Source organism: Roseibium sp. QJM3NY_11 (assembly GCF_056173175.1).
On sequence record NZ_CM149660.1, the window covers coordinates 4,542,178 to 4,565,624 of the forward strand.

Consider the following 23,447-nt stretch of genomic DNA (forward strand, 5'->3'; position numbering starts at 1 on the left):
TCAAATTATTATTCATTATCATTTCATACCTGAATTGATATGAACAAGTCTGCTCGAGGGACCTGACATGAGCCTGGACCTGCTGCGGCGCGGCCTGAAAATCTCCCATCTGCGGCTGCTTGGCGAACTGGCCGTGCAAAGCCGGCTGACCGACGCCGCGCGGTCACTCGGCATGACCCAGCCGGCGGCCTCCCGGCTGATTTCAGAGATCGAACGCATCACCGAGGCCAACCTCTACGTGCGCAGCGGCCGAGGCATCGAGCTGACAGACGTGGGCCGGAAGCTGGCCGACCGCTGTGTCCGCATCCTGCAGGAATTCGGCGATGCCGGCCGCGATATCGAGCAGCACAAGTCGGGCCAGAGCGGGCATGTCAGCATCGGTTCGGTGACCGGACCGGCCATCGAATACATCCTGCCCGCATTGCGCCATATCCGTCTCAGCTACCCGGACATTTCGATTTCCGTCGATGTCGCCCCCAGCCGGGATCTCGCGCCCAAACTGGAGGACGGACGGCTGGATTTTTCCCTGAGCCGGGTGCCGGTGGAGGCGGATCCGGGCCTTTTTCAGGAACGGCCGCTGCTGCGCGAGCCCGCCAGCATCGTCGCCCGCATCGGCCATCCGCTGACGCGGGCCGGAACACCAATCCCTGCCGAGGCTCTGCTCGGATTCGACTGGGTTCTGCCGCCGGTCGGCGCGCCGATCCGGTTGTCGGCGGAGCAGGCGCTGCGAGAAAAGGGATTGAACCAACCAAGCCGGGTGTTGACCACCTCGTCCTTCCTGTTCACCCTGGCAACCGTCCAGCGCACCAATGCCATTGCCCCTGTGGCCCAGTCCGTTGCAAGAAGTTTCGCCGAGAGTCCGGACGGCGCTCCCGGCTCGCTCATCGAGATTCAGAGCGATCTGCACCTGTCGGTCGAAACCTATTCCTTCCTCACGCGCCAGGGCCAGATACTGACACCAGTGGCCCAGACGGTCGCCCGGGAAGTGCTGCGCGCGGTCGGCGGACAGGATGGCGCGTGAGGCTGCAAGACCAGCCGGCCGGTGGCGCTCCTGCCGGGTTTGATGTTGCGCATGGCTGTGCAGGGGCGGTGCGTATACCGTATCCCATGAGGACACGGTCGATCCTGTGGGCAGACATCGGCGAAAATGGGCTGTGTCGCCGCGACAAAGGAAACAGACAAGGACATGAATGAACACGGCCAGGGGCAGACTGTGTTGAAGGGCTACAGTCTGGTGGGCATGGCGGCCGGTCCGGCCGCGGCGCTGGCGATGCTGATACTGCCCGTTCCGGCCGGCCTGAGCTTTCACGGCTGGGCAACCGCCGCGATCGCCGTCTGGATGGCGATCTGGTGGGCAACCGAAGCCTTGCCCGTTGCCGCGACGGCCCTGTTGCCGCTGGTGTTCTTTCCGCTGTTCGGCATCTTCGATTTCGGCCGCACCGCTGCCCCCTTCGCCAATCCGCTGATCTTCCTGTTTCTCGGCGGTTTCCTGCTCTCCTTGGCGCTGCAACGCTGGAACCTGCACCGGCGCATCGCACTGCATATCCTGTCGGCCGTCGGCGACAGCCCGTCCGCGCTCGTCGGCGGCGTGATGGCGGCAACCGCCTTCCTGAGCATGTGGATCAGCAACACGGCGACGGCCATGATGATGATGCCGCTGGCCGTCTCCCTGATATCGGTCGTCACCCAGGAACCGGCCGAAGGCAGCAGCGGCGCCGCAAGCGAGGTCGGGCAGCCCCGGAAATCCGGCATCTCCACCGCGCTCCTGCTCGCGGTCGCCTACTCGGCGTCGATCGGCGGTCTGGCGACCCTGGTCGGCTCACCACCGAATGCGCTTCTGGCTGCCTACATGGAACAGCGGCACGGCGTTCACATCGGCTTCGCCGAGTGGATGGCGGTCGGGCTCCCGGTCGCACTGGTGTTGCTGCCGCTGACCTGGCTCCTGCTCACCAGGGTCGTGTTTCACCTCGACGGCACGTCGACGCACGCGGGCCGGCAGGTCATCCGGCAGGAACTGGACAAGATGGGGCCGGTGAGCGTTCCCGAAATACGGGTCGCGGCTGTGTTCGCGCTCGTTGCCGCCCTGTGGATCTTCAACCCCCTGATTGCCGGCTGGCTCGGCCCGGTCAGTCTGCACGATGCCGGCATCGCGATTTCCGGGGCACTGCTTCTTTTCGTGATCCCGTCGGGAAATCGGGCGCGTGTTTTTCTGCTCGACTGGAACTGGGCGAAGCGGGCCCCCTGGGAGATCCTCATCCTGTTCGGCGGCGGCCTCAGCCTCGCCCAGGCGGTGGACAACACGGGTCTTGCCATCTGGATCGGCAACGGCCTCGCCTTTTTCGCCACCTGGCCGGTGTTCGCGCTGGTCATTGCCGTGTCGGTGCTGGTCATCTTTCTGACCGAACTCACCAGCAACACGGCGACAACGGCGGCGTTCCTTCCCGTGGTCGGCGCGGTCGCCGTAACCGCCGGACTCGATCCAATGTTCCTGGCCGCGCCCGCCGCTCTCGCCGCCTCCTGCGCCTTCATGCTGCCCGTGGCGACACCCCCGAACGCCATCGTTTTCGGCACCGGACAGGTCAGCATCCCCCAGATGATGCGAGCCGGCTTTCTGGTGAACCTTGCAGCCGTCGCGGTGATCGCACTCATGACACTGGTGACCGGGAATTGAGGCCTCGGGGCGGTATCACTTCATGACAGGTGCAAAATGGAAAAGCCGCGCGCTTGGCTTCATCGCAGCCGGTACTTCTCCAGATGCCCGGTTTCCGGGTTGGATTTCAGATGCGTCCAGATCTTCTGAACCAACGGGGACGGCGCGTCGCGTTTCTTGTAGACCCAGATCTCCAGGCTGGTGTCGTATCTGCCGTCGCCGGCCAGGGCAAGTTGCCCGGACTTTACCGCCTCGTGTGCGCTGCAGGCCGGCAACCAGAGCATCTTCTGCTCCATGACGGCCAGGCGTTTCATGAACTCGCAGGTCCCGCTTTGCGAGGTGCATACGAACGTCGGATCCTGCGGCGTCATGCCGGCAAAGATCAGGTCCTCGATCTTGGAAAAATAGCCTGTCTGGCCATAACCGATATACTCCAGCCCACCGCGCGGCGGGTTGTCGACATCATAGGCGGGGCGGCCTTCGGCATCGAGCGCAGTACAAAGATGCATAGCGTCTTCGCCCAATTTGAGCGCATCGAACGCCTGATGCTCAAAAAATGTCGAAGCTTCCGGCTTGTAGTACAGGACGACGAGGTCCATCTTGCGCTCGTCCAGCAATTCGATCATTTCGAAGAAATCGTAGGTATCGATCGATACCGAAAACACGCCGCAGGCCTCCCGGATCTGCCCCAGCCAGTCAGTCACGAAACTGAGCGCAAGGGACGTGGACGCCGCCAGGCGCAGGTCAGGAGTGGACGCCGCGCTGCGCCGCTGGAACTCAGCCCGGTTAAGATCCAGCTCCCTTAGAATGTTTTGAGCGGTTCCAAGAAAGGTCTCACCCTCAGCGGTAAGTGTGACGGGATAGCTGCTGCGGTCGAACAGCTCCGTGCCCAACCATATCTCAAGCGCCTTGATGCGCCTGCTGAACGCGGACTGAGTGATGTTGCGCTCGTTCGCGGCCTGGGAGAAATTTCCCTTTTTGCTCAGAACCAGAAAGTCCGTCAGCCAGTTCGTGTCCAAGTGGATTCCCTCAAGGCATTTGCAAAAAAACTAAGCAGCGTCAAATTATATGCAAATTATGCATAACAAGGCTGTTGGTCGAATTCAATCAGTCGATATAAGCTTTTCCGTCAGGTGCGGACCTCTTGCTCGGTGAACGAAGCAGGCCGCACACGTTGCAGCCGGTTCACACTGGCGTTTTGATCACCTGATTTATTCCAAAGGGGGAATGATCGTGAAACTCACACCTACGTTGAAAAGCGCTTCACTCGCTGCGCTTCTTGCTACTTCCGTAGCGTTTCCAGTGGCAGCCGAGACACCCGCCGACACATTCGTGATCGCGCGCAATACCGCAGACGCCATCACGCTCGATCCGGCGGAAACCTTCGAATTCACCGGTGGACGTATTGTTGCCAACCTGTACGAACGGCTGTTCCAGTTCGAGCCGGACAATCTGACCAAGCTGGTCGGCGGCATTGCCGAGTCCTACACGTTTTCCGAGGACGGCAAGAAGATCACCGTCAAGCTGCGTCCGGGCCAGACATTCCACTCCGGCAACCCGTTGACATCCGCGGACGTGGTTTATTCCCTCGGCCGCGCCATCAAACTGGACAAGACGCCGGCCTTCATCATCAAGCAGATCGGCTGGACACCTGAAAATGTCGACGAAGCCATCGTTGCCATCGATGACACCACCGTTGAAATCAACATCCTGTCCGACCTGTCGCCCGCGCTCGTTCTGAACCTCTTGTCCGCCGGTGTCGCCAACATCGTCGACATGAAGGAAGTCCAGGCACACGAAGTTGACGGTGACATGGGTTATGCCTGGCTGAAGGATCATTCCGCCGGTTCCGGCCCCTACAAGCTGAAGACCTGGAAAGCCAACGAAGTTGTCATGCTCGAGGCTTTTGACGATTACCGGCAGGGCAAGCCGGCAATGGAGCGTGTCGTGATCCGGCATGTGGCCGAACCGTCCGCACAGCGTCTGCTGCTGGAAAAGGGCGATGTTGACGCCGCCATGGAACTCACGGCAGATCAGCTCAAAGCGATCTCCGACAACACGGACGTCTCGGCGGAAAGCTATCCCAAGGGATACCTGATGTACCTGGCGACCAACATGGAGCACCCGGTCCTGTCGAAGCCGGAAGTCCGTGAAGCGCTGAAATACATGGTCGATTACGACGGCATGGTCGGGTCCTTCCTCGACGGCCAGTACAAGATCCACCAGAACTTCTGGCCGTCCGGCATGTGGGCTGCCGCAACCGACACGCCCTACAGCCAAAACATGGAAAAGGCGAAAGCGCTGATCGCCGATGCCGGCCTTGAGCCGGGCACGAAGATCACCATCGACACCCTGAACAAGTCGCCCTTCTCCGAAGTCGCCCAGAGCGTTCAGGCAAGCCTCAAGGAACTCGGTATCGACTCCGAGATCATTCTGTCTGACGGAGCGACACTTTGGCCGAAATATCGTGCCCGCAAGCACGATCTGATCGTTGCCCGTTGGGGTCCGGATTACTCCGATCCGCACTCCAACGCCGATGCCTTCGCGCACAATCCGGACAACGCTTTCGAAGCCAAACTGACCGGCAAGCTGACCTGGCGCAACGCCTGGCCGGCCGAGGGTCTCACCGAGCTCACCGACCAGGCAGCCGCTGAATCCGATCCGGAAGTCCGCGAGGAAATTTATGCCAAGCTGCAGAAGATGGTTCAGGAAGACTCTGCCTTTACCATCATGTTCCAGGCGATCGGCACCTTCGGGCAACGGGCCAATGTCGAGGGTTTCGTCAACGGCGTAACCTCCGATCAGGCGTACTACCGTACGGTGACCAAGTAAGATCCGATCCGGTTGCCTGTGTTGTTCTGACGACAAAGCGCAGGCAGCCGACGGTTTGCAGAACGCGCTCCTTCATAAACCAAATGCGGGAGCGCGGTTTGCGTGTTTCAGGATCTGCCGATTTGCGGAACGCCTCATCATTCTTGCAACGTCATTCGGGACTGGCGCCGTTTCAAATCAAGCCCTCAAGAGGCACCTCAAAATGACCGACAGCGCCGTCCCCCCGCGAACTGCGGTGGACTTCAAGCCCTATCTGGACGTTGCCCGAACGATCGGTGGCGGCATCGTGATGCTGGGCCTCACCTTCATCGGTCTGACGGCCATCACCTTCATCATCGGACGCATCATGCCGAACGATCCGGTGGTGGCAATCGTCGGTGACCGGGCCTCGAAGGAAGTCTACGACGCCATGTATCTCCAGCTCGGCCTCAACAAGCCGATCTGGCAGCAGTACCTGATTTTTCTGGGAGATATCCTGCGCGGCGATTTCGGCAGTTCGGTGATGACAGGACAGCCGGTCCTGGAAGACATCAAGCGCTTCTTTCCGGCAACCCTGGAACTGGCCACCATCGCCACGATTGCCGGCATGATCATCGGCATCCCTGCCGGGGTCCTCGCCGCCGTGCGCCAGGGCACGCTGATTGACCATATAGTCAGGGTCATCGGCCTGCTCGGACACTCCATCCCGATCTTCTGGCTCGGCATGGTCGCGCTGCTGATCTTCTATGCCAAGCTGGACTGGGTGGCCGGCCCCGGCAGGGTCGATTTTTTCTACGACGGGATCGTCGATCCGGTGACGGGCGTCATCATGATCGACGCGTTGATGGCCGGAGAATGGGACGTGTTTCAGAACGCCCTCTCCCATGCCATCCTGCCCGCATCCATGCTGGCGATCTATTCGCTGGCCTACATTTCCCGCATGACGCGGTCTTTCATGCTGGACCAGCTCAACCAGGAATACGTTCTGACCGCGCGGGGGAAAGGCCTCGGCGAAGGCACGGTGATCTGGTATCACGCGTTTCGCAACGTGATGGTGCAGCTGATCACCATCATCGGCCTGACCTATGCGAGCCTGCTCGAAGGCTCCGTCCTGACCGAGACCGTGTTCGCCTGGCCCGGCATCGGCCAGTACATAACCAATTCGCTCTTCAACGCAGACATGAACGCGGTCATCGGCGGCACGCTGGTGGTCGGCATTTCCTTCGTCTTCATCAACATGTTGTCCGACATGCTCTACCGCATCGTCGATCCGAGGGCGAAATGATGTCGCAACAAGCACTCAACGAAAAGACAACATCGTCCTGGCTGCTGGCGGATTCGCCTCAAAACGCGCTTCAGGCCCGCTGCCAGCGCGCCTATATCAGCTGGCTGTCCTTCAAGGCGAACCCGATCGCGATGGTCGGCCTGATCATCGTGGTTTTTCTCTGTCTCGTCGCTCTGTTCGCGCCGCTTCTGACGTCCGGCGACGGCACGGCACAGGAACTCGCCAACCGGTTGGCCCCGCCGAGCGCGGAGCACTGGTTCGGGACGGATGAACTCGGCCGCGACATCTACGACCGGATTGTCTGGGGCTCGCGTGTGACCCTCTACATCATCTTTCTGGTGTCGATCATCGTCATGCCCATCGGCCTGGTCATCGGAATGACGGCCGGCCTTCTGGGCGGCGCCGTCGATGCCACGCTGATGCGCATCACCGACATCTTCCTGGCCTTTCCGCGCCTGATACTCGCGCTTGCCTTTGTCGCCGTGCTCGGTCCGGGCCTTGAAAACGCCGTGCTGGCAATTGCATTGACTACCTGGTCACCCTATGCCCGCCTTGCCCGCGCGGAAACGCTGACCCTTCGCAACAGCGAATACATCCTGGCGGCGCAGATCATGGGCGCTTCGAAACTTCGCATTCTGCTCGCCCATATCATGCCGATGTGTCTGTCTTCGACCATCGTGCGGTTGACGCTGGACATGGCCGGGATCATCCTGACAGCTGCCGGCCTCGGCTTTCTGGGCCTCGGCGCGCAACCGCCGCTCGCCGAGTGGGGCGCAATGATCGCTTCCGGTCGCGATTACCTGCTGGACCAGTGGTGGGTTCCAACCATTCCCGGCATCGCCATCCTCGTTGTCTCGCTCGGGTTCAACCTTCTGGGAGATGGCCTGCGCGATGTGCTCGACCCCCGCAGCTCGGGAGGTCACTGACCATGAACGAGATGAAGATGGCAGGTTTTGATGCGAACCCGAAACAGGAGCAACCGCTGATCTCGGTCCGCGACCTGCACGTCAGGTTCTCCACGCCCAAGGGACCGGTCCATGCGGTGCGTGGTGTGAGCTTCGATCTCGGCCGGGAGCGGCTCGGGATCGTGGGCGAATCCGGCTCCGGCAAATCCCAGACCGGGCGGGCCCTGTTGCGATTGACGGCAGGAAACGGACGCATCGACGCCGACAGGATGATGTTCGGCGGCATGAACCTGATGCAGGCAAACGCCCGGACCATGCGCAGCATCCGCGGCTCGCGCATCTCCATGATCATGCAGGATCCCAAATATTCGCTGAACCCGGTTCTGACCGTCGGCGCGCAGATCGCCGAGTCCTGCCGGAAGCACGAAAAGGTCTCCCGTGCCGAGGCGAAGAAACGTGCCCTTGCCATGCTCGACACGGTCCGCATCCGCGAACCGGAAAAGGTCTATGCGCTCTACCCGCACCAGGTCTCCGGCGGCATGGGCCAGCGTATCATGATCGCCATGATGCTGATCACCAATCCGGAAGTGATGATCGCCGACGAACCGACCTCCGCGCTGGATGTGACAGTGCAGATGCAGGTGCTGTCGCTGCTCGACGACATGGTGCGCGAACGCGGCATGGGCCTCGTGCTGATCAGCCACGATCTGCACCTCGTCTCCAGCTTCTGCGACCGGGTGCTGGTCATGTATGGCGGGCGCATCATGGAAACGCTCGATGCCAAGCGCCTGGACGAAGCGTGTCATCCCTATACAAAAGGTCTCTTGAACTGCCTGCCGCGCCTCGACGGCAGGCATGACGATTTGCCTGTCCTCAAACGGGACCCGGCCTGGCTCACCGAGCCGAGTGACGTTGGCGGGGTTTTTGAGCAATGATCGAGATCGAGAATTTCGGCATCACGTTCGGCACCGGACAAAAGCAGATTCGGGCCGTCCGCAACTTCACGCTGTCTGTGGCAGAAGGCGAAAGCTACGGCCTGGTCGGCGAGTCCGGCTCCGGAAAGTCGACCGTCCTCAGGGCGATGGTCGGCATCTATTCCCACTGGAGCGGCACCATAAGTATCGACGGCAAACCACTTGCGAAAAAGCGCACGCCGGCATCGCGCAAGCACATGCAGATGGTGTTCCAGGACCCCTACGGCTCCCTCCACCCGCGCCGGACGGTCGACGCCACCTTGAGCGAGCCGCTGGCCATTCACGGACTGGACAAGCGCGAGGAGCGGGTCCTGAAGATCCTCTCCGAGGTCGGGCTCGGACCAGAATACCGTTTCCGATATCCGCACCAGCTCTCCGGCGGCCAGCGCCAGCGCGTGGCCATTGCCCGCGCCCTCATTCTGGAACCCCGGGTGATCCTGCTGGACGAGCCGACCAGCGCACTGGACGTTTCGGTTCAGGCGGAAATCCTCAACCTTCTCTCCGCGCTCAGAAAGACCCACGGCCTTACCTACATCATGGTCAGCCACGACCTGGCCGTGGTCGGTCATCTGTGCAGCCGGATTGCGGTGATGAACCGGGGCGAAGTCGTCGAGGAAATGACCGAGGATCAACTGCGCACCGGCAACGTCGCCCATGACTACACGCGCCAGCTCTGGACAGCCTCGCACGGCTATGATCGCAAGGCGCTGGAAGGGTTCAAGGAATTTGCGTAAGCGACACAAAGTGTCAGCAGCCTGCGCGCTTTTGTCAGAGACCCCGGACGCGCAATCATTGGCCGGGATGTTGGATTTCGTCGCTGACCGCCTGATGGCACTGGACGTCGACCAGCTCTGCGATGCCTGCGCTCTCGAGCGCAGCGCGGACAGGATGACCCACCGCAATGCATACCCTGCCCGGACGTGGGAGACGCGCGCCGGCACGAGGGGATAGAACACCGAAAACAAAAATGCCCTTCAACATTTTGAAGGACAACGATGCAGCAAAGGGAAAAGTGGTGCCCAGACGCGGATTCGAACCACGGACACGCGGATTTTCAATCCGCTGCTCTACCAACTGAGCTATCTGGGCGCGCTTTGCGGAAAGTCCGGAGCAAGGCCCCGTTCGCTGAAAGCCCGGTCCTTATAGAGGCTGGCTCCGGCCTTGTCCAGCATCCCGGCAAAGTTTTTTGCCTTTCGGCGCCTCCGTATCTGTTGAAAACCCGGAGACGCCGCAAGTGACTGAAAAAGCGACGCTTTTTGAAGGCGACGCCAGACCGGGCATGCCGCGGAACCGGGCGGTCTCCGGCGATGATGCTCCGGACCGGCCAGGGGCGCCGGACAGTGTGAAAACCGCCGATGACGACCTGATAAACCCTCGACAAACAGGAACCGATGCCGGGACACCGGAGAAGTGCCGAATTGCCCCAAGTGCCTCGTTCCGGAAATGCGCGGATGCACTTGCGACACGTTCCGCGGCTCTCGCCGTTGCTGCCAGCCTCTGGTCAAAAAGAAAGGCGCGCCGGCATGCGGCGCGCCCTGCAGATATCGCGGCGGTCCGCCCGCCGTTACTTCGCGGTGATGCGGTCGTCGGTATAGGGCGTGTAGCCGTTCTTAACCGCCAGGTATTCGGAGACCACCTCGGCGAGATCGGGACCGAAGTCGTAGGCGTTCATGCCGGCTGTCTCGAAGATCTCGTAGCCGTCGCCACCACCGCGCATGTAGTTGTTGGAAACGACACCGTAGACCTTCTCGGAATCCAGAGGCACAAATCCGCCGTCTTCCTGGACCATCACGTCAGAGATGCGCTCGCCGGCAGGTTTCGCCACGTCGAAGCTGTATTTCAGCCCGGCAACCTGCGAGAATCGGCCGGCGCCCTCTTCCACCTGGCTGGCACCGTTTTCCAGAGCTGTGAGAATGTCCGCGCCCTTGAGTTCAAAGGTGGACAGGGTGTTCTGGAACGGCAGGACAGTGAGAACCTCGCCCATCGTAACTTCACCGGCATCAATCGAAGCTCTGAGGCCGCCGCCATTCTGGATCGCTATCTGAACACCTTGAGCTTTCACACGGTCCAGCATCGCATCGGCCACCAGATTGCCCATCTGGCATTCGCCTGCGCGGCAGGAGCCGCGGTCACCGTCGATAGCGGTCTCCGAAGAACCGATAACCTTGACCTTCAGATCCTCGATCGGCGCCGCCAGTTCCTTGACACGCGCCAGAAAGGTCTCGTCGGGCGTGACCGAGACATCGAGCAGGATCGGCTCGCCCTTGGCCTCTAGCAGGTTGCCGTCATCGTCCCAGGTCACGTCGACTTCGCCGAGGAACTTGCCGTAGGCATAGGCCTGCACGATGGGCACATCCTGGCCATCCGGGTTGGTGACGATGACCGGATAAGGACCTTCCGCCCGTTCCTGCGTATTCGACAGGAGCGTGTGGGAGTGGCCACCGACAATCATGTCAATGCCCGAAACGGCCGCCGCAATTTCCTTGTCGCGCGGCAGACCCATGTGGGTCAGGGCGACGATCTTGTTGACACCGGCGGCCTCAAGGCCTTCGACGGCGCCCTTGAGATAGTCTTCGGCCCGTATGAAGCGCACGTCATCGCCCGGCGAAGACGTGTCAACGGTGTCCTCTGCAAGCACTGAGACGATGCCGATCTTCTCACCACCCTTCTCCAGGATCAGGACACCGGGGACCTTGCCCTTGAGCGTTGCCTCAGCGTCGACGTCGATGTTGCCGGAAATGACCGGAAATTCGGCCTTGTCGATGAAACCGGCGAGACCCGCAGGCCCGTCGTCGAATTCATGGTTGCCGACGGCCATGACGTCGATGTCCATGGCGTTGAGAAACTCGACGGCGGCATCGCCCTTGTATGTCGTGTAGAAAAGCGAGCCCTGGAACTGGTCACCCGCATCGACGACCAGAACATTCCGCCCCTCACCATCCAGTGCAGCCCTGCGCTCGTCGAGCTTGGACTTGATCCGGGCGATCCCGCCGAAGCACTTGCCCTCCGCTTCGGACTCGGCGTCACAGGTGGAATCGTATTTGCTGATCGATTCGATGCGCGAATGAAGATCGTTCAGATGCAGGATCGTCAGGGAATAATCGGCATAGGCTGCCGTCGACAGTGCCGTGCTCACAGACAGCACTGCGGCGCTCAGAATACGTTTGTTCATCGGACCCTCGCCCTTTGGATAGGTTGCTGATGCCGCGCCAGGAACCTCCACCCGACACCGGCTCCCGGTGTTGTTCCAGACCCTGCTTCGCCACCACAAGGATGCGCCGAAATGCCGGTTGCACCCTTGATGGCTGACGTCAGGATCGCCGGTATAAGCCGATCTTGGTGCAGTTTCGTGACACCTGCAAGAGCCCGGACACGCAAAGCTGAAAAAAATTTTGCCGGATAAATATTTTTGCAAACCTGCCTAAATTTCGGACAATCCCGCCAAACCTCTCCTTTGGGAAATATCGCCGCCCGCTCAGGCGTCATCGGCGCGGCGCAAGGGCGCCCGCGCAACGTCGGGCGCATTGGCTCGAGCGGCAAAACAGAATTGGAATTGAGGCCGGCGGCCGGCTTGCGGCGGCTTTTCGCAGCGGACGGCCGGCAGATGCTCCAGGCCTCGCGCGGTCCGTCCCGGCAATCGCACCTGGTCTCAGTCGTCAGGCAGGTTGTTCTCGTCGATGTCGTCGGTTTCGACCACCGGAATGGTGTAGCCCTCGGAGAACCAGCGGTTCAGGTCGACCTTGGCGCAGCGGTCCGAACAGAACGGATAGCTGTCCTGCGTCGACAGTTTCGAGCAGATCGGACAAGGGCGCATGGGCCGGTCAGGTTTTTGAGTGCTGGCCATGGCGGCCTCCCCTTGCATGTCTTGGCAGTGCGTGTTTTGGCGGCGGGTGCCCTTGCGGGCCGGTCGATCAGGTATCAGGCGGCGGCGGCCGCCCAGCCCTCGTGGACCGGATATCCGGCGGAAGTCAACAGGGCCGCCGTTTCCGCCAGTGGAAGGCCGACGACGGCCGGATAGGATCCGACCAGCTTGACGACAAAACTTCCCGCAAGTCCCTGGATCGCGTAGCCACCGGCCTTGCCGCGCCACTCGCCCGAAGCGATGTAGTCGTCCATGTCCTTGCGCGACAGGCGCTTGAAGCGGACCCGCGTCTCGACCAGCCTGGAGCGGACCTTGCCGCTGGACTCGGCGACCGCGACACCCGTGAACACCCTGTGGCCCCGGCCGGACAGCAGCGACAGGCACAGCAGCGCCTGGTCGGTCAGCTCTGCCTTGGGCAGGGCCCTGCGGCCGACGGCGACCACCGTGTCGGCCGCCAGAACGATGCTGTCGCGCATGGCTTCCGAGGCATCCGCGGTCTGGCGGACGGCCTCGGCCTTGGCCCGCGCCAGGCGGAGCGCAAGACTGCGCGGCGTTTCGTGCTTCTTCGCGGATTCGTCAATGTCCGCAGGCAGGAGATGGTCCGGTTCCAGACCGATCTGCTGCAGCAGCGCCAAACGCCGCGGCGAGGCGGAAGCCAGGATCAACTGAGGGGCATTGGTCATTTCTGCGCGCCTTGCAGCCGGGTTCACCCTGTGTCCGCTTACTTGAAGCGGTAGGTGATCCGCCCCTTGGTGAGGTCGTAAGGGGTCATTTCGACGAGAACCTTGTCGCCCGCCAGGACGCGGATACGGTTCTTGCGCATGCGCCCAGCGGTGTGGGCAATGATTTCATGGTCGTTTTCAAGTTTTACGCGAAACGTCGCATTCGGCAACAGTTCTGTCACGACGCCCGGAAACTCCAGAGCTTCTTCTTTGGCCATTGGATATCCTGAATAAAGCGGGCCCTGCCCGCGGGTGCCGCGGAACCTAATGGATTTGGGGGAAAAAGTGAACCTTTCTTTCCACCGCCTCCCAAAGAAACTGCCAGGCCCTCCAGGGCCACGTTCGCGGAGCTGGTGAACGACCCATTTGGCACTGTGGTTTTCAGGATTCGACGGACTGCTGCCGCCACTCGTCTTCCAGGATCGCATAGTGGAACTCCTCGTCCCAGCCGCCCTTGAACAGCGCATGTTCCCGGAAATGCGCCTCGCGGCGCATGCCGAGCCGTTCCATGACCTGCCAGGAGGCGGTGTTGCGGGCATCGCAGCAGGCAAAGATCCGGTGCAGGCGGAGGCCATCGAAACCGATCTTCAGCAGCGCCCGGCAGGCCTCGGTCGCATAGCCTCTGCCCTGATGGGCCGGATGCAGGGTGAAACCGAAGGTGCCCTGCCTGGCTTCGACTGACGTCAGCCGCAGGGAAACGTCGCCGATCAGTTTGCGCTCCGCCCGGGTTTCGACAGCAAAGGCGAGTGTCCCCTCACCGTCCAGACGGCGCATCGGCATCCATTCCAAAAGTTTCAGCCGGATGTCCGCCAGGCTGCGCGGCTCCCAGTACTGGTAACGGGCGATCTCCGGCAAGGCCTGGTAGGCGTGCAGGGCCTCCGCATCGCTTTCTTCCATGGGGCGCAGCAAGAGCCGCTCGGTTTCGACCGGGGAAGAGATTTTGTAGAGCATTCTGGTCCGTTTCCTTCAGCCGCTCGGCGGCGGCACCCAGTCCAGCCGTTTCCTGATGCGCATTGCCAGCTGGTCGCGCACGGCCCGGTATTCGCTCAGGATCTGCTCCCGGCTGCCCGTGGCCAGCGTCGGGTCCAGGGTCGGCCAGTATTCCACGTCGACGGCCTCCGTACGGGTCATGTCGAGCGCCTTGTGGTGAGCTTCAGGTGCCAGGGTGATCACCAGATCGAACCCGGATTCGTCCAGCTCCTCGAAGGTCTTGGGCTGGTGCCGGGACATGTCGATGCCGATCTCGGCCATGACCGAATCGACAAACGGATCTACCTTGCCGGAGCGTACGCCCGCCGAGCGCACATAGATCTGGCCCGGAAACAGTTGTCCGGTCAGGGCCTCGGCCATGGGCGAGCGCACGGAGTTCATGCCGCAGGCATAAAGGACCGCGGTCGGCCGCAGACGCGGGCCGGCCCCTTCCATCAGCCCTTCCAGTGCAGGGCGTAGACGAGGGTGAACAGGCGCCGCGCGGTCGCCATGTCCACGTCGATCTTCCCGGCCAGCCGCTCCATCAGGATGGTCGAGCCTTCGTTGTGGACGCCGCGCCGGCCCATGTCGATCGCCTCGATCTGGCTGGGCGTCGCATGGCGGATGGCCTCATAGTAGCTGTCGCAGATCAGGTCGTAATCCTTGATGATCTTGCGCAAAGGCGACAGCGACAGGACATGGGTGACCACATCCCTGTCGTCCTCGGTGCGGACCGCGAAGACCAGCCTCTTTTCGATCACCGACAGGTTGAGCACATAGTTTGCGACCGGCTGGCCGACCGGCTGGAACGCGTTTTCCTCGATCAGGTCGTAGATCGCGACTGCCCGGTCGTGCTCGACTTCCGGCGTCGAGCGGGCGATGGAGGCCTCGTCCAGGATCACGTCCACCAGTCCGCCGCCGCTCTTGCGCACTTCCGTGTCCGGTTCGTTCATCTGAAAGAAGCCCCTTTCAAGATCCGTCTACAAGTTCAGCCTGATGGAAACAGAGCGGGCGTGCGCCGACAACCCCTCCGATTCGCCAAGAGCGATGGCCGCCGGTCCGAGCAGACGCAGATTGTCCGCGGTGCATTTCAGAACCGACGTGCGTTTGACGAATTCCAGCACGGACAGGCCGGAGGAAAACCGGGCGGAGCGGGCCGTCGGCAGGACATGGTTGGAGCCGCCGACATAGTCGCCGATCGCCTCGGGCGTGTAATGACCCAGGAAGACCGCGCCGGCGTTGCGCACCTTCTTCAACAGGGCTTCGGGATCATCCACCGCCAGCTCCAGATGCTCCGGCGCGATCCGGTTGGCCAGCGGCATGGCCGCTTCCAGATCGTCCACCAGGATGATGGCGCCATAATCCTGCCAGCTTGCCCTGGCGACATCCGCACGCGGCAGCGTTTTGAGCTGGGCCTCGACGGCGGTCTCGACCTGGTCCGCCAGCTCGGCGCTGTCGGTGATCAGGATCGACTGCGCCGCGGGATCGTGCTCGGCCTGGGCAAGCAGGTCGGCGGCCAGCCAGTCGGCATTGTTGCCGCCGTCGGCCAGGATCAGCACTTCGGACGGACCGGCGATCATGTCGATGCCGACCGTGCCGAAGACCCGCCGTTTGGCCGCCGCCACGAAGGCATTGCCGGGTCCGACGATCTTGGCGACAGGGGCGATGGTTTCAGTGCCGTAAGCAAGGGCGGCCACCGCCTGGGCGCCGCCGATCCGGTAGATCTCCGACACGCCCGCGACCTTCGCCGCTGCCAGAACGAGCGGGTTGAGCACACCGTCCGGGCTTGGCACCACCATGACGATGCGCTCGACACCGGCAACCCTGGCCGGAACCACATTCATCAGGACCGAGCTCGGATAGCTGGCCAGACCGCCGGGAACATAGACGCCGACCGCCTCGACCGCCGTCCACAGCGAGCCCAGCTCGACACCGATCGCGTCGGTGTAGCGGTCATCCTTTGGCAGTTGCCTGGCGTGATGGGCGTGAATGCGGTCATGGGCAAGCTGCAGCGCGTCCAGCGTGTCGCGCGGCACCTGCTTCAGCGCCGCCTCGATCTCCGCGCCGGAGACCTTGAGATCGGTCATCGCGGCGGCGTCGAGCCGGTCGAATTGCCTAGTATAATCCAGAACGGCGCGGTCGCCGTCTTCGCGCACGCGCTCCAGAATGTCCCGGACGATCTGGTCGACATCCTCGGACACTTCCCGCTTGCCCGCGAGAAGCGCCCTGAACTGCTCCTCGAAGCTGGCATCTGTGCCAGTCAGACGTAAAACCACGCGTTTCTCCATCTTGTGCGGTGCGCGGCACCGTCTCTTCAGGTCAGGTCTGCTGGTGACGTCAGACCTGTCAGTCGAGATCGTGCCGCGGCAGGTTCGGTGTGGACCAGGCGGCGCCGAGATCGGCCAGTTGCGCCTCGATGCATTCGACTTCCAGCTCAAGGCTGGCCCCGCCGGCGAAGGCGAGCAGGATTTTCCCGGACGGGTCCTCGCCGGGCTCGAAGGTGACGGCCAGCAATTCGTGGACGGCGCCCCTGGCTTTCTGGTTGATGCCCTGCGCCTTCATGGCCGTGACCTGGGCGAAGGCCAGCGCCGAACGGCGGCGCTCATGTTCCTTAGATCTCTTGTCGGCTTCCTTGTCCCAGACAAAGCGGTTCACCACGAACACCACTTTCTTCTCCTTGGGCAGATAGCGGATATCCGCCACCGTCAGGACGGCGTCCTGCAGATGGGCGGAGAGAACCTGAAGGTCCTCCTGGTCGAGGGCGGCAAGTTTCAGCTGATCCATTTTGAACTGAATTCCGATCCGGTCACACGTTGCGGGAGGAACGCATATAAGCATGGTGCGCGCCAGTCCCAAGGCTGTTCACCTAATGCGGAAACCGGACTTTGGCAACGCCGAATACCGCAAACAGGCCGCGCCGCGGGTCACGGACCCTCATCCAGCCGCCTGCGAAGGTCCGCCTTGCCCTTCTCGAGCCGCTGCCGCAGATCCGCCTTGCTCTCTTCCAGCCGCGCGGTGCGCCTGAAGACGCGCCTGCCGAGCCACAGGCCGACCACCACCAGGAACAGGCCGAGGGTCGGCCCGTAGGGCGGCGCAATCACCGCCACCGCGCCAAGTCCGGCAAGGCCGAAGCCCAGCTGGATCACAAGACGGAGTGTCTGCGCGTTCATGGTGCCTGTCCTCCCACGCCCCCCGGCACAGCCCTTGCCGGACCGGAACGGCCTGTTCGAGATGCCTGTGCGAGGCGGGCTAGCTTGAAATCCGCTCGATCTGCGCGCCGCAGCGGGTCAGCTTGTCTTCCAGGCGCTCGAAGCCGCGGTCGAGGTGATAGACCCGGTTGACCGTGGTCTCGCCTTCCGCGGCAAGCCCCGCGATCACCAGCGACACGGAGGCGCGCAAGTCGGTTGCCATCACCGGTGCGCCGCGCAGGGTGGCGACGCCGTCGACAGTGGCCGTGCGCCCGTCCACGTTGATCTGGGCCCCGAGACGGGCCAGCTCCTGAACGTGCATGAAGCGGTTTTCGAATATGGTCTCGGTGATCCGGCTGGTGCCGCCGGCCTTCGTCATCAGCGCCATGAACTGGGCCTGCAGATCCGTCGGGAACCCCGGGAACGGCTCGGTGGTGACATCCACCGGCTGAATGCCGTTGCCGTTGCGATAGACCTTGAGGCCGTCGGGCGTCTGGGTGATGTCCGCACCGGTCTGGCGCAGGGTGTCGAGCGCCGCTTCCAGAAGGTCGCTGCGGGCGCCCTGCAGGAGCACATCGCCACCGGTCATGGCGACCGCCATGGCATAGGTCCCCGTCTCGATCCGGTCCGGCACCACCGCATGGCGGGCGCCATGAAGGCGCGGCACGCCCTGGATGCGGATGGTCGAGGTGCCCTCGCCCTCGATCCTGGCGCCCATGGCCTTCAGGCATTTGGCAAGATCGACCACTTCGGGCTCGCGCGCGGCGTTGACGATTTCCGTCTCGCCGCTGGCAAGCGTTGCCGCCATCATGATGGTGTGGGTGGCGCCGACGGAGACCTTGGGAAACTCAACGCGCGCGCCCTTGAGGCCGCCCGGCGCCCGGACGACCACATAGCCGGCCTCGATCTCGATCTGCGCGCCGAGCGCGGACAGGCCGTCGATGAAGAAATCCACCGGGCGGGTGCCGATGGCGCAGCCTCCGGGCAGCGAGACCCGGGCCTCATGGCAGCGGGCCACCAGCGGCCCGACAACCCAGAAACTGGCGCGCATCTTGGAGACAAGCTCATAGGGCGCCGTGGTGTCGACGATCTCGCGCGCGGTCAGGTTCAGCGTCTGGCCGGCCAGCTCGTCCTGGCCGTTGCGCTTGCCGTTGACCGAATAGTCGACGCCGTGATTGGACAGGATCTGCGTCAGCTGGGCCACGTCGCGCAGACGCGGCACGTTGGTGAGCGTCAGCGTCTCGTCGGTCAGGAGCGAGGCGATCATCAACGGCAGGGTGGCGTTCTTGGCCCCCGAAATCGGAATGGTCCCGTTCAGTTCTCCACCGCCAATGACCTTGATACTGTCCATGATTGTCCCCGAACCGGACCACGCGGCCGCGCGGCCATCCCTTTAATGAAAGCTCACATCAACGCAGCGGTCTACACGCAACTTATGGCCCATGCAAGGCAGGGTAATGGCGGACAACGGGCATTGTTCCGGCCAAAAGCGCGCGGCATCCGGTGCGCTTTGTTGGCGCCGGTCCGCCGCTCAGCCGTCCTTGCGGGATTTGGCCGCGCTCTTGCGCCGCCGCAGATTGGCCCGGAGGGCTTCCGCCAGCCGGTCTTCGCGCGTTGTCTTCGCCGGCGCGCCGCCGTGTTTGTCCGCAGCCTCGTCAGGGGCGCTGGCATCCGCCGCACCGCTCTGGCTTTTTAGATTTTTCCGGTCTTTCCGGTCGTTTTCGCTCATGACGCACCCGAATGATGATCGTGTCGCCACCGGGGCGCCCGACCGGGACAGATGACCAGCCCTGATCATCCTTGGCCATCCATACCAAGCCCGCCCCGGCTTGCAAAGCCTTCGCCCCGTCAAGGCAATCGCCCTAGCACCGCACCAGCACCGTACAGGCTCCCTCCTGCCCTTCAAGGCCGACCGCCGCACCGTCCAGGCCGACCGCCGCGCCGGGCGCCGGTCCTGATGTCCGCGGCCAGTCCCGGCGCCCGGGGCCGGGAGCCGGGAGCCTGCCTGTCCAGACCAATGGTGCCGGATCAGGGGCTCGATCGGGAGCCACTTCAGGGACCCGTTCCGGAGCCGGTATTGGAAGGCAGTCCGGAGCGGTTGTTCAGAGTGCCGGTCGCGAGTGCCCGTTCAAGGAGGCTCGAAGGGCAGCAGCCCGCGTTGGACGGGGACACGGCACAGCGGACACGGGGCACTGGATACGGGGCAAAAGCCCTGATGCACAGGACCGGTGCACAGGACCGGACCGCCAGGTCGCGCGCGCGGATCAATCCCCCCGGCCGGGCTGTTCGCCGCGCCCGCAACACCCTGTATCCACAGGAGGAAAAACGGCGTTGCCGCGCGCTTTTCCGGCCCCCATGAACCTGTCGCCCCCGCAGCGCCCGGCACCGGTCCGGGCGGCCCGCAAAAAAATCAAATCACCGCTTGCGTCGGGGGACCCATTATGGCAAAAGCCCCTTTATTCCGGTCGGCATCGCTGATCGGCACCAGTACCCGCGTCCCGAAAACCTGCGCCTCACCGGCAAATGGCTCGACGCAGCGCTCTCCCAGGAGACGCGCCGGATGCTGCCGTAGCTCAGGGGTAGAGCACTCCCTTGGTAAGGGAGAGGTCGAGAGTTCGAATCTCTCCGGCAGCACCATACGTTCACCAATAAAAACGGTATGAACTGATGCGGTGTATGCCCCCAAGACAATGACACAAGGCAGGATAAACTCGGGAGGTTTATTCCAGTATGGTGCTGGTTTCTATCAGAACAACGAAGAGATCCGGCTTTACTACGCTAAGTTTCGTGAGGCGTTTGAAGTCGTGGCCTTCGTAGTCAATGATCAGGACAAACTCCCATTTCCCGAGGGTGCTTTAGCCACTTTCCGTCCCGGAGATCTGTGCTCAGTGCCTTACGACCGCATTGATGATAACGTTTAAGGTCAATCTAGGCACGATGCGAAACACTGACCAGACCAAAAAAAGCTTTGTTTTTATTGGATAATACAATGATAGGGTCCAAACCGTGCCTATTGACTGGAAAGGTTGAGCCTAGAGTTAAGGCACATATCATACCAAACGCATTTATGCGGCGAGCAAGTAAATCACCGTTCATGGAATGGGATGGTCAAGGCAAGCCTAAGAAAGCATTCACCGGTTGGTATGACAAAAACATCGTCGGAACTACTGGAGAAGCAATACTAGCCGACTTGGACGATCACGCCGCCAAGGTTTTTATTGAAAATAGTCTCACATACAGAAAACGTAGAGACCCTCTGACACTAGAATTGACCTATACTGGCTTATATCATGGAAACTTCCTATCAATTGATAACGTTGATACAGCTAAATTGCATTTGTTCGGTCTATCTTTGCTTTGGAGGAGCGCAGTCTCAGAGCTAGACGCATTCACACATATTAATGTTAATTCACGAACTCTAAACGAAATACGGCAAAGGCTATTGAGTGGAAACGCAGGGCCTTCGGACGAATATCCAACCTATTTTGTTGTGTTTTGCGACTTCGAAGAATTTCCAAAGATCGCACCAGGAAAACTCCCCAACCTTCCTTTTTTCAGATTTTTTCTGGATGGCGTAGTTTGTTACGTTTCACCTCGCAAACGATCAAAAGATGTTAAAATGTTCTCACCTTTCTTCGTAGGAGCTAATGCAAATAAAATAATTGTCCCATGCGTCTCCAGTATCGACTCATGGCATTCAAATCTGACATCAGAATCCCTGAATGACATGTATGAGAAGCACGGCGATGTGTTCAAAGGTTTTTAGGAAGAAATGATTGACAAGTTCGTTCGGCGAGCCGCTTCCTCAGATCTTCCAATTGTTACATTTAAGTGTTACATAAGACAGGAGCATATGCCATATAAGCCCTTGTTTTCATTGAGATTTCTGCCGCAGAATAGGAAATTCAAATCTCTCCGGCAGCACCATCAAAATCCCAATAGCCGCGTTGCAATGTAAGCCCTGACGACAAGGCACTGAAGCAACACAGCCAAAGACCTTTGAAGAAAAACCCGCCACCCCGAAGACACCGCTCGCGAAAGCCTGTCGGGTGTATCGGCCCGATGTTCCTGCGGCCCCGTCAGAGATCCAGGCCCAGTCTGAAGAAGACCCGTGTGCCGGGGTCTTCCGCGTTGTCCGGCTTTTGCCAGGGGGTGGCCGAGAGCACCTGAAACTTGACGCGCTCCGACACCCTGCCCCGGACGCCGACGCCCGCTGATCCGAGGGCGTCGCGGGAATAGTCGGCCGCCGCGCCCTGGTTCCAGACGACGCCATAGTCCGCAAATGCCGTCAGCATCAGGCCGGGAAGTTCGGACCAGCCGGTTTCGATGGTGTGGCTGACTTCGAGAGAAGACGCCAGTCCGCTGTCGCCGGACAGGCTGCCGCCGTCGAACGCCCAGCCGTAGGGATCGCCGCCGAGAGCGAACTTGACCGCACCGGGAAGCGGCGTCTGTGAATACTGGCCGGTTGCCCGCAGGTGCAGCCGCGCCAGGGATCCCAGACCGCGCGAGATATCGACGTTGAAACGGCCGTAGCGATAGTCGTCCGGCACGTTGCGCTGCTCCACATCATGGCTGAGGCTCTGGCCGAATTCGGCACCGGCGGAAAAGCTTGTCGGGCCGGCATCGCGGTCATATTGCAGGGACAGGCTCGCCCAGCGTGTCTGGGCACGGGTGGCGCGGTTGCCCATCACGTCGATCCGGTCGTTGCGCAGGTTCACCTCCGCCTTGCCGTAAAGGCTCTGGTCGATGGTGCGGATCAGCGGATACTGGAGATGTGCAGAGCCGATCACGGTCTCGATATGAACGTCCTGATCCTTCAGATCCCCGCCTGGCCGCTGGGTCACATAGGTCAGCTCGTAGCCCGCGGAAAAGCCGTGAAAGCCGATCGGCATGTCCTGGGAAACCTGAAGCAGCACCATTTCCTCCGGAGAGTCCGGAACGGTCACGCCGACCAGGCTGGTGGTCTCGAACAGGCCGAAGATGTCGTTGATTGTGGCGTTGCCGGCAAGCTCGAACGGGCCGACTTCCTGTGTGCCGAGATTGTCCAGACCGATGCCGGCATCATAGCGGTTGAAGCCGACCTCGAGCTTGAGCTTGCCGCCCCCCGACGGGGTCTGCGGACGCACCAGGATCCCCTCGATCTGCAAACCGCCCAGGTCACTCATCAACAGAAGGATCCGCTCCGCGTCCTTGACCCGGATCGGCCGCATTGCGGTCAGCCGCCTGATGTAGGGTGCCAGGCGTTCCCTGATACGCGGGATGGAACTGGTGATCTCGACCGTTTCCACATAGCCTTCGTACACCCTGAGCGTGACATTGCCCGTCGCAATGTCCTGAACCGGAACGACGGTCATCGAGAAATATCCGGCCCTCAGATAGGCCGCATCGACCGCCTCGGCGATCCGGTAGAGGTCCGCCAGGGTGATGGTCTCGCCAATTTGCCCCTGCCAGATCGCCGCGAGCGTCGCTTGCGGGACGGTCACGGCGCCCTCGACCACGATCGAACGCAGCCTGAAGCGAACCGCTTCGGCTTGGGCGTCGGGAATGCGCTTGCGCTGGTCCTCGACCCTCACGTCGACCGTGCCGGGTACAGAGGGCGGTGTGAATCGCTCGATGATGACCGTCTGTCCGGCGGCGGCCCGATCGAAGGTGCGGACGGTCTGCGCGCCGGCAGGAGCAGAAGCCAACCCTGCGGCCAGCGCAAACGCCACCAGGGGACCCAAAACAGGTGCCATCACACGTGCCATCCTGGGGGCGAGACCCAGTGCCGTCCGCATCCGGCCTGCGGCAAACGGAAAAAATGCCAAAAGGCTGCTAGCCCGTGTCCTGCCGACGGGCGGAATCGCATGTCTGTTCATGGTCGTGTCCGTTCCTGTCGGACTGTCTTCCGACGCCCTCTTTCGCCCGCAAGCGTGGAAAGCTCTCGAATGACGGATGGCGGGAGACCGGCGCCTCGGGACAGATGTTGCCAACCTGGGTTGTCCTCTTGTTCAGGTTCCAATGCGGACAGCGTTTGTGACCCCGACTCGCGGCAGGGGCACACGCCCGGAAGACCAGTCTTAGGAAAACACGGCCGGGAAA

Annotated in this window: 22 protein-coding genes and 2 tRNA genes; 9 read left to right on the forward strand and 15 right to left on the reverse strand. The window is 61.8% G+C overall.

Going from position 1 to position 23,447, the window contains the following annotated elements:
- Positions 1 to 67 precede the first annotated feature (67 nt).
- Complete coding sequence (locus tag AC0VX3_RS20905) at positions 68 to 1,021, forward strand: LysR substrate-binding domain-containing protein (protein WP_475522140.1); 954 nt, start codon at positions 68 to 70, stop codon at positions 1,019 to 1,021.
- 165 nt (positions 1,022 to 1,186) lie between these two features.
- Positions 1,187 to 2,671, forward strand: coding sequence for an SLC13 family permease (locus AC0VX3_RS20910; RefSeq protein WP_475522141.1), 1,485 nt, complete (start codon positions 1,187 to 1,189; stop codon positions 2,669 to 2,671).
- Between the two features lie 59 nt (positions 2,672 to 2,730).
- Here AC0VX3_RS20910 and AC0VX3_RS20915 read toward each other — a convergent pair whose 3' ends face one another.
- Positions 2,731 to 3,669 carry a LysR family transcriptional regulator gene (locus AC0VX3_RS20915; RefSeq protein ID WP_475522142.1) on the reverse strand — a complete coding sequence of 313 codons (939 nt, stop codon included), beginning with the start codon at positions 3,667 to 3,669 and terminating at the stop codon, positions 2,731 to 2,733.
- Positions 3,670 to 3,883: 214 nt separating this feature from the next.
- Here AC0VX3_RS20915 and AC0VX3_RS20920 point away from each other — a divergent pair, with 214 nt between their 5' ends.
- The 5 genes from AC0VX3_RS20920 to AC0VX3_RS20940 all read left to right on the forward strand — a co-directional run bounded on the left by AC0VX3_RS20920 (position 3,884) and on the right by AC0VX3_RS20940 (position 9,359).
- On the forward strand, positions 3,884 to 5,482 hold the full coding sequence (locus tag AC0VX3_RS20920) for an ABC transporter substrate-binding protein (protein ID WP_342894597.1): 1,599 nt from the start codon (positions 3,884 to 3,886) through the stop codon (positions 5,480 to 5,482).
- A 202-nt stretch (positions 5,483 to 5,684) separates the two neighbouring features.
- Positions 5,685 to 6,746, forward strand: coding sequence for an ABC transporter permease (locus AC0VX3_RS20925; RefSeq protein WP_475522143.1), 1,062 nt, complete (start codon positions 5,685 to 5,687; stop codon positions 6,744 to 6,746).
- Positions 6,746 to 7,672, forward strand: a complete 927-nt coding sequence (locus tag AC0VX3_RS20930) for an ABC transporter permease (protein ID WP_475522144.1) — start codon at positions 6,746 to 6,748, stop codon at positions 7,670 to 7,672. The genes AC0VX3_RS20925 and AC0VX3_RS20930 overlap by 1 nt, the downstream gene beginning before the upstream one ends.
- Positions 7,673 to 7,674: 2 nt before the next feature.
- Positions 7,675 to 8,586, forward strand: coding sequence for an ABC transporter ATP-binding protein (locus tag AC0VX3_RS20935; RefSeq protein WP_475522145.1), 912 nt, complete (start codon positions 7,675 to 7,677; stop codon positions 8,584 to 8,586).
- Positions 8,583 to 9,359, forward strand: coding sequence for an ABC transporter ATP-binding protein (locus tag AC0VX3_RS20940; RefSeq protein ID WP_475522146.1), 777 nt, complete (start codon positions 8,583 to 8,585; stop codon positions 9,357 to 9,359). Before AC0VX3_RS20935 ends, AC0VX3_RS20940 begins: the two co-directional genes overlap by 4 nt.
- 279 nt (positions 9,360 to 9,638) lie before the next feature.
- Here the strand turns inward: AC0VX3_RS20940 and AC0VX3_RS20945 are convergent.
- The 13 genes from AC0VX3_RS20945 to AC0VX3_RS21005 all read right to left on the reverse strand — a co-directional run bounded on the left by AC0VX3_RS20945 (position 9,639) and on the right by AC0VX3_RS21005 (position 19,095).
- Positions 9,639 to 9,714: transfer RNA gene (locus tag AC0VX3_RS20945), tRNA-Phe, on the reverse strand.
- 475 nt (positions 9,715 to 10,189) lie between these two features.
- Positions 10,190 to 11,797, reverse strand: coding sequence for a bifunctional metallophosphatase/5'-nucleotidase (locus AC0VX3_RS20950; RefSeq protein WP_475522147.1), 1,608 nt, complete (start codon positions 11,795 to 11,797; stop codon positions 10,190 to 10,192).
- 477 nt (positions 11,798 to 12,274) lie between these two features.
- On the reverse strand, positions 12,275 to 12,469 hold the full coding sequence (gene yacG, locus AC0VX3_RS20955; RefSeq protein ID WP_475522148.1) for a DNA gyrase inhibitor YacG: 195 nt from the start codon (positions 12,467 to 12,469) through the stop codon (positions 12,275 to 12,277).
- Between the two features lie 74 nt (positions 12,470 to 12,543).
- Positions 12,544 to 13,170, reverse strand: coding sequence for a Maf family nucleotide pyrophosphatase (locus AC0VX3_RS20960; RefSeq protein ID WP_475522149.1), 627 nt, complete (start codon positions 13,168 to 13,170; stop codon positions 12,544 to 12,546).
- A 38-nt stretch (positions 13,171 to 13,208) separates the two neighbouring features.
- Positions 13,209 to 13,427: a translation initiation factor IF-1 gene (gene infA / locus AC0VX3_RS20965; RefSeq protein WP_006939340.1), complete on the reverse strand. Its 219-nt coding sequence runs from the start codon at positions 13,425 to 13,427 to the stop codon at positions 13,209 to 13,211.
- 163 nt (positions 13,428 to 13,590) lie between these two features.
- Entirely contained in the window at positions 13,591 to 14,160 is a 570-nt protein-coding gene (locus AC0VX3_RS20970; protein WP_475522150.1) for a GNAT family N-acetyltransferase, read from the reverse strand.
- 15 nt (positions 14,161 to 14,175) lie between these two features.
- Positions 14,176 to 14,634 (reverse strand): arsenate-mycothiol transferase ArsC, encoded by a 459-nt coding sequence (locus AC0VX3_RS20975; protein WP_475522151.1) that lies wholly within the window; start codon positions 14,632 to 14,634, stop codon positions 14,176 to 14,178.
- The gene (locus tag AC0VX3_RS20980) at positions 14,634 to 15,131 is read right to left on the reverse strand and encodes a UPF0262 family protein (RefSeq protein ID WP_475522152.1); all 498 of its coding nucleotides are present in this window, start codon (positions 15,129 to 15,131) and stop codon (positions 14,634 to 14,636) included. The genes AC0VX3_RS20975 and AC0VX3_RS20980 overlap by 1 nt, the downstream gene beginning before the upstream one ends.
- A gap of 27 nt (positions 15,132 to 15,158) precedes the next feature.
- The gene (hisD, locus tag AC0VX3_RS20985; RefSeq protein WP_475522153.1) at positions 15,159 to 16,466 is read right to left on the reverse strand and encodes a histidinol dehydrogenase; all 1,308 of its coding nucleotides are present in this window, start codon (positions 16,464 to 16,466) and stop codon (positions 15,159 to 15,161) included.
- Positions 16,467 to 16,524: 58 nt separating this feature from the next.
- Positions 16,525 to 16,962: a DUF2948 family protein gene (locus AC0VX3_RS20990; RefSeq protein WP_475522154.1), complete on the reverse strand. Its 438-nt coding sequence runs from the start codon at positions 16,960 to 16,962 to the stop codon at positions 16,525 to 16,527.
- Between the two features lie 140 nt (positions 16,963 to 17,102).
- The gene (locus AC0VX3_RS20995; RefSeq protein WP_342894586.1) at positions 17,103 to 17,348 is read right to left on the reverse strand and encodes a hypothetical protein; all 246 of its coding nucleotides are present in this window, start codon (positions 17,346 to 17,348) and stop codon (positions 17,103 to 17,105) included.
- A 79-nt stretch (positions 17,349 to 17,427) separates the two neighbouring features.
- Positions 17,428 to 18,717 carry a UDP-N-acetylglucosamine 1-carboxyvinyltransferase gene (gene murA / locus AC0VX3_RS21000; protein WP_475522155.1) on the reverse strand — a complete coding sequence of 430 codons (1,290 nt, stop codon included), beginning with the start codon at positions 18,715 to 18,717 and terminating at the stop codon, positions 17,428 to 17,430.
- A 180-nt stretch (positions 18,718 to 18,897) separates the two neighbouring features.
- Positions 18,898 to 19,095 carry a hypothetical protein gene (locus AC0VX3_RS21005; RefSeq protein ID WP_475522156.1) on the reverse strand — a complete coding sequence of 66 codons (198 nt, stop codon included), beginning with the start codon at positions 19,093 to 19,095 and terminating at the stop codon, positions 18,898 to 18,900.
- An 833-nt stretch (positions 19,096 to 19,928) separates the two neighbouring features.
- Between AC0VX3_RS21005 and AC0VX3_RS21010 the strand changes: the two genes are divergently transcribed.
- Together AC0VX3_RS21010 and AC0VX3_RS21015 are read left to right on the forward strand one after the other, a co-directional pair.
- Positions 19,929 to 20,003: transfer RNA gene (locus tag AC0VX3_RS21010), tRNA-Thr, on the forward strand.
- 457 nt (positions 20,004 to 20,460) lie between these two features.
- Positions 20,461 to 21,132: a hypothetical protein gene (locus AC0VX3_RS21015; protein ID WP_475522157.1), complete on the forward strand. Its 672-nt coding sequence runs from the start codon at positions 20,461 to 20,463 to the stop codon at positions 21,130 to 21,132.
- A gap of 313 nt (positions 21,133 to 21,445) precedes the next feature.
- Here AC0VX3_RS21015 and AC0VX3_RS21020 read toward each other — a convergent pair whose 3' ends face one another.
- Positions 21,446 to 23,101 carry a ShlB/FhaC/HecB family hemolysin secretion/activation protein gene (locus AC0VX3_RS21020; RefSeq protein ID WP_475522158.1) on the reverse strand — a complete coding sequence of 552 codons (1,656 nt, stop codon included), beginning with the start codon at positions 23,099 to 23,101 and terminating at the stop codon, positions 21,446 to 21,448.
- Positions 23,102 to 23,447 lie beyond the last annotated feature (346 nt).

Bases quoted from the DNA above. Each gene is read 5' to 3' on its own strand.
- AC0VX3_RS20925 (WP_475522143.1), top strand. From the start codon at position 5,685: ATGACCGACAGCGCCGTCCCCCCGCGAACTGCGGTGGACTTCAAGCCC.
- AC0VX3_RS20940 (WP_475522146.1), top strand. From the start codon at position 8,583: ATGATCGAGATCGAGAATTTCGGCATCACGTTCGGCACCGGACAAAAG.
- AC0VX3_RS20970 (WP_475522150.1), bottom strand. From the start codon at position 14,160: ATGCTCTACAAAATCTCTTCCCCGGTCGAAACCGAGCGGCTCTTGCTG.
- AC0VX3_RS21015 (WP_475522157.1), top strand. From the start codon at position 20,461: ATGGAATGGGATGGTCAAGGCAAGCCTAAGAAAGCATTCACCGGTTGG.
- AC0VX3_RS20980 (WP_475522152.1), bottom strand. From the start codon at position 15,131: ATGAACGAACCGGACACGGAAGTGCGCAAGAGCGGCGGCGGACTGGTG.
- AC0VX3_RS20960 (WP_475522149.1), bottom strand. From the start codon at position 13,170: ATGACCAATGCCCCTCAGTTGATCCTGGCTTCCGCCTCGCCGCGGCGT.
- AC0VX3_RS21020 (WP_475522158.1), bottom strand. From the start codon at position 23,101: ATGGCACCTGTTTTGGGTCCCCTGGTGGCGTTTGCGCTGGCCGCAGGG.
- yacG (WP_475522148.1), bottom strand. From the start codon at position 12,469: ATGGCCAGCACTCAAAAACCTGACCGGCCCATGCGCCCTTGTCCGATC.
- AC0VX3_RS21005 (WP_475522156.1), bottom strand. From the start codon at position 19,095: ATGAGCGAAAACGACCGGAAAGACCGGAAAAATCTAAAAAGCCAGAGC.
- AC0VX3_RS20995 (WP_342894586.1), bottom strand. From the start codon at position 17,348: ATGAACGCGCAGACACTCCGTCTTGTGATCCAGCTGGGCTTCGGCCTT.
- AC0VX3_RS20975 (WP_475522151.1), bottom strand. From the start codon at position 14,634: ATGGAAGGGGCCGGCCCGCGTCTGCGGCCGACCGCGGTCCTTTATGCC.
- infA (WP_006939340.1), bottom strand. From the start codon at position 13,427: ATGGCCAAAGAAGAAGCTCTGGAGTTTCCGGGCGTCGTGACAGAACTG.
- AC0VX3_RS20990 (WP_475522154.1), bottom strand. From the start codon at position 16,962: ATGGATCAGCTGAAACTTGCCGCCCTCGACCAGGAGGACCTTCAGGTT.
- hisD (WP_475522153.1), bottom strand. From the start codon at position 16,466: ATGGAGAAACGCGTGGTTTTACGTCTGACTGGCACAGATGCCAGCTTC.
- AC0VX3_RS20950 (WP_475522147.1), bottom strand. From the start codon at position 11,797: ATGAACAAACGTATTCTGAGCGCCGCAGTGCTGTCTGTGAGCACGGCA.
- AC0VX3_RS20935 (WP_475522145.1), top strand. From the start codon at position 7,675: ATGAACGAGATGAAGATGGCAGGTTTTGATGCGAACCCGAAACAGGAG.
- AC0VX3_RS20910 (WP_475522141.1), top strand. From the start codon at position 1,187: ATGAATGAACACGGCCAGGGGCAGACTGTGTTGAAGGGCTACAGTCTG.
- AC0VX3_RS20930 (WP_475522144.1), top strand. From the start codon at position 6,746: ATGTCGCAACAAGCACTCAACGAAAAGACAACATCGTCCTGGCTGCTG.
- AC0VX3_RS20905 (WP_475522140.1), top strand. From the start codon at position 68: ATGAGCCTGGACCTGCTGCGGCGCGGCCTGAAAATCTCCCATCTGCGG.
- murA (WP_475522155.1), bottom strand. From the start codon at position 18,717: ATGGACAGTATCAAGGTCATTGGCGGTGGAGAACTGAACGGGACCATT.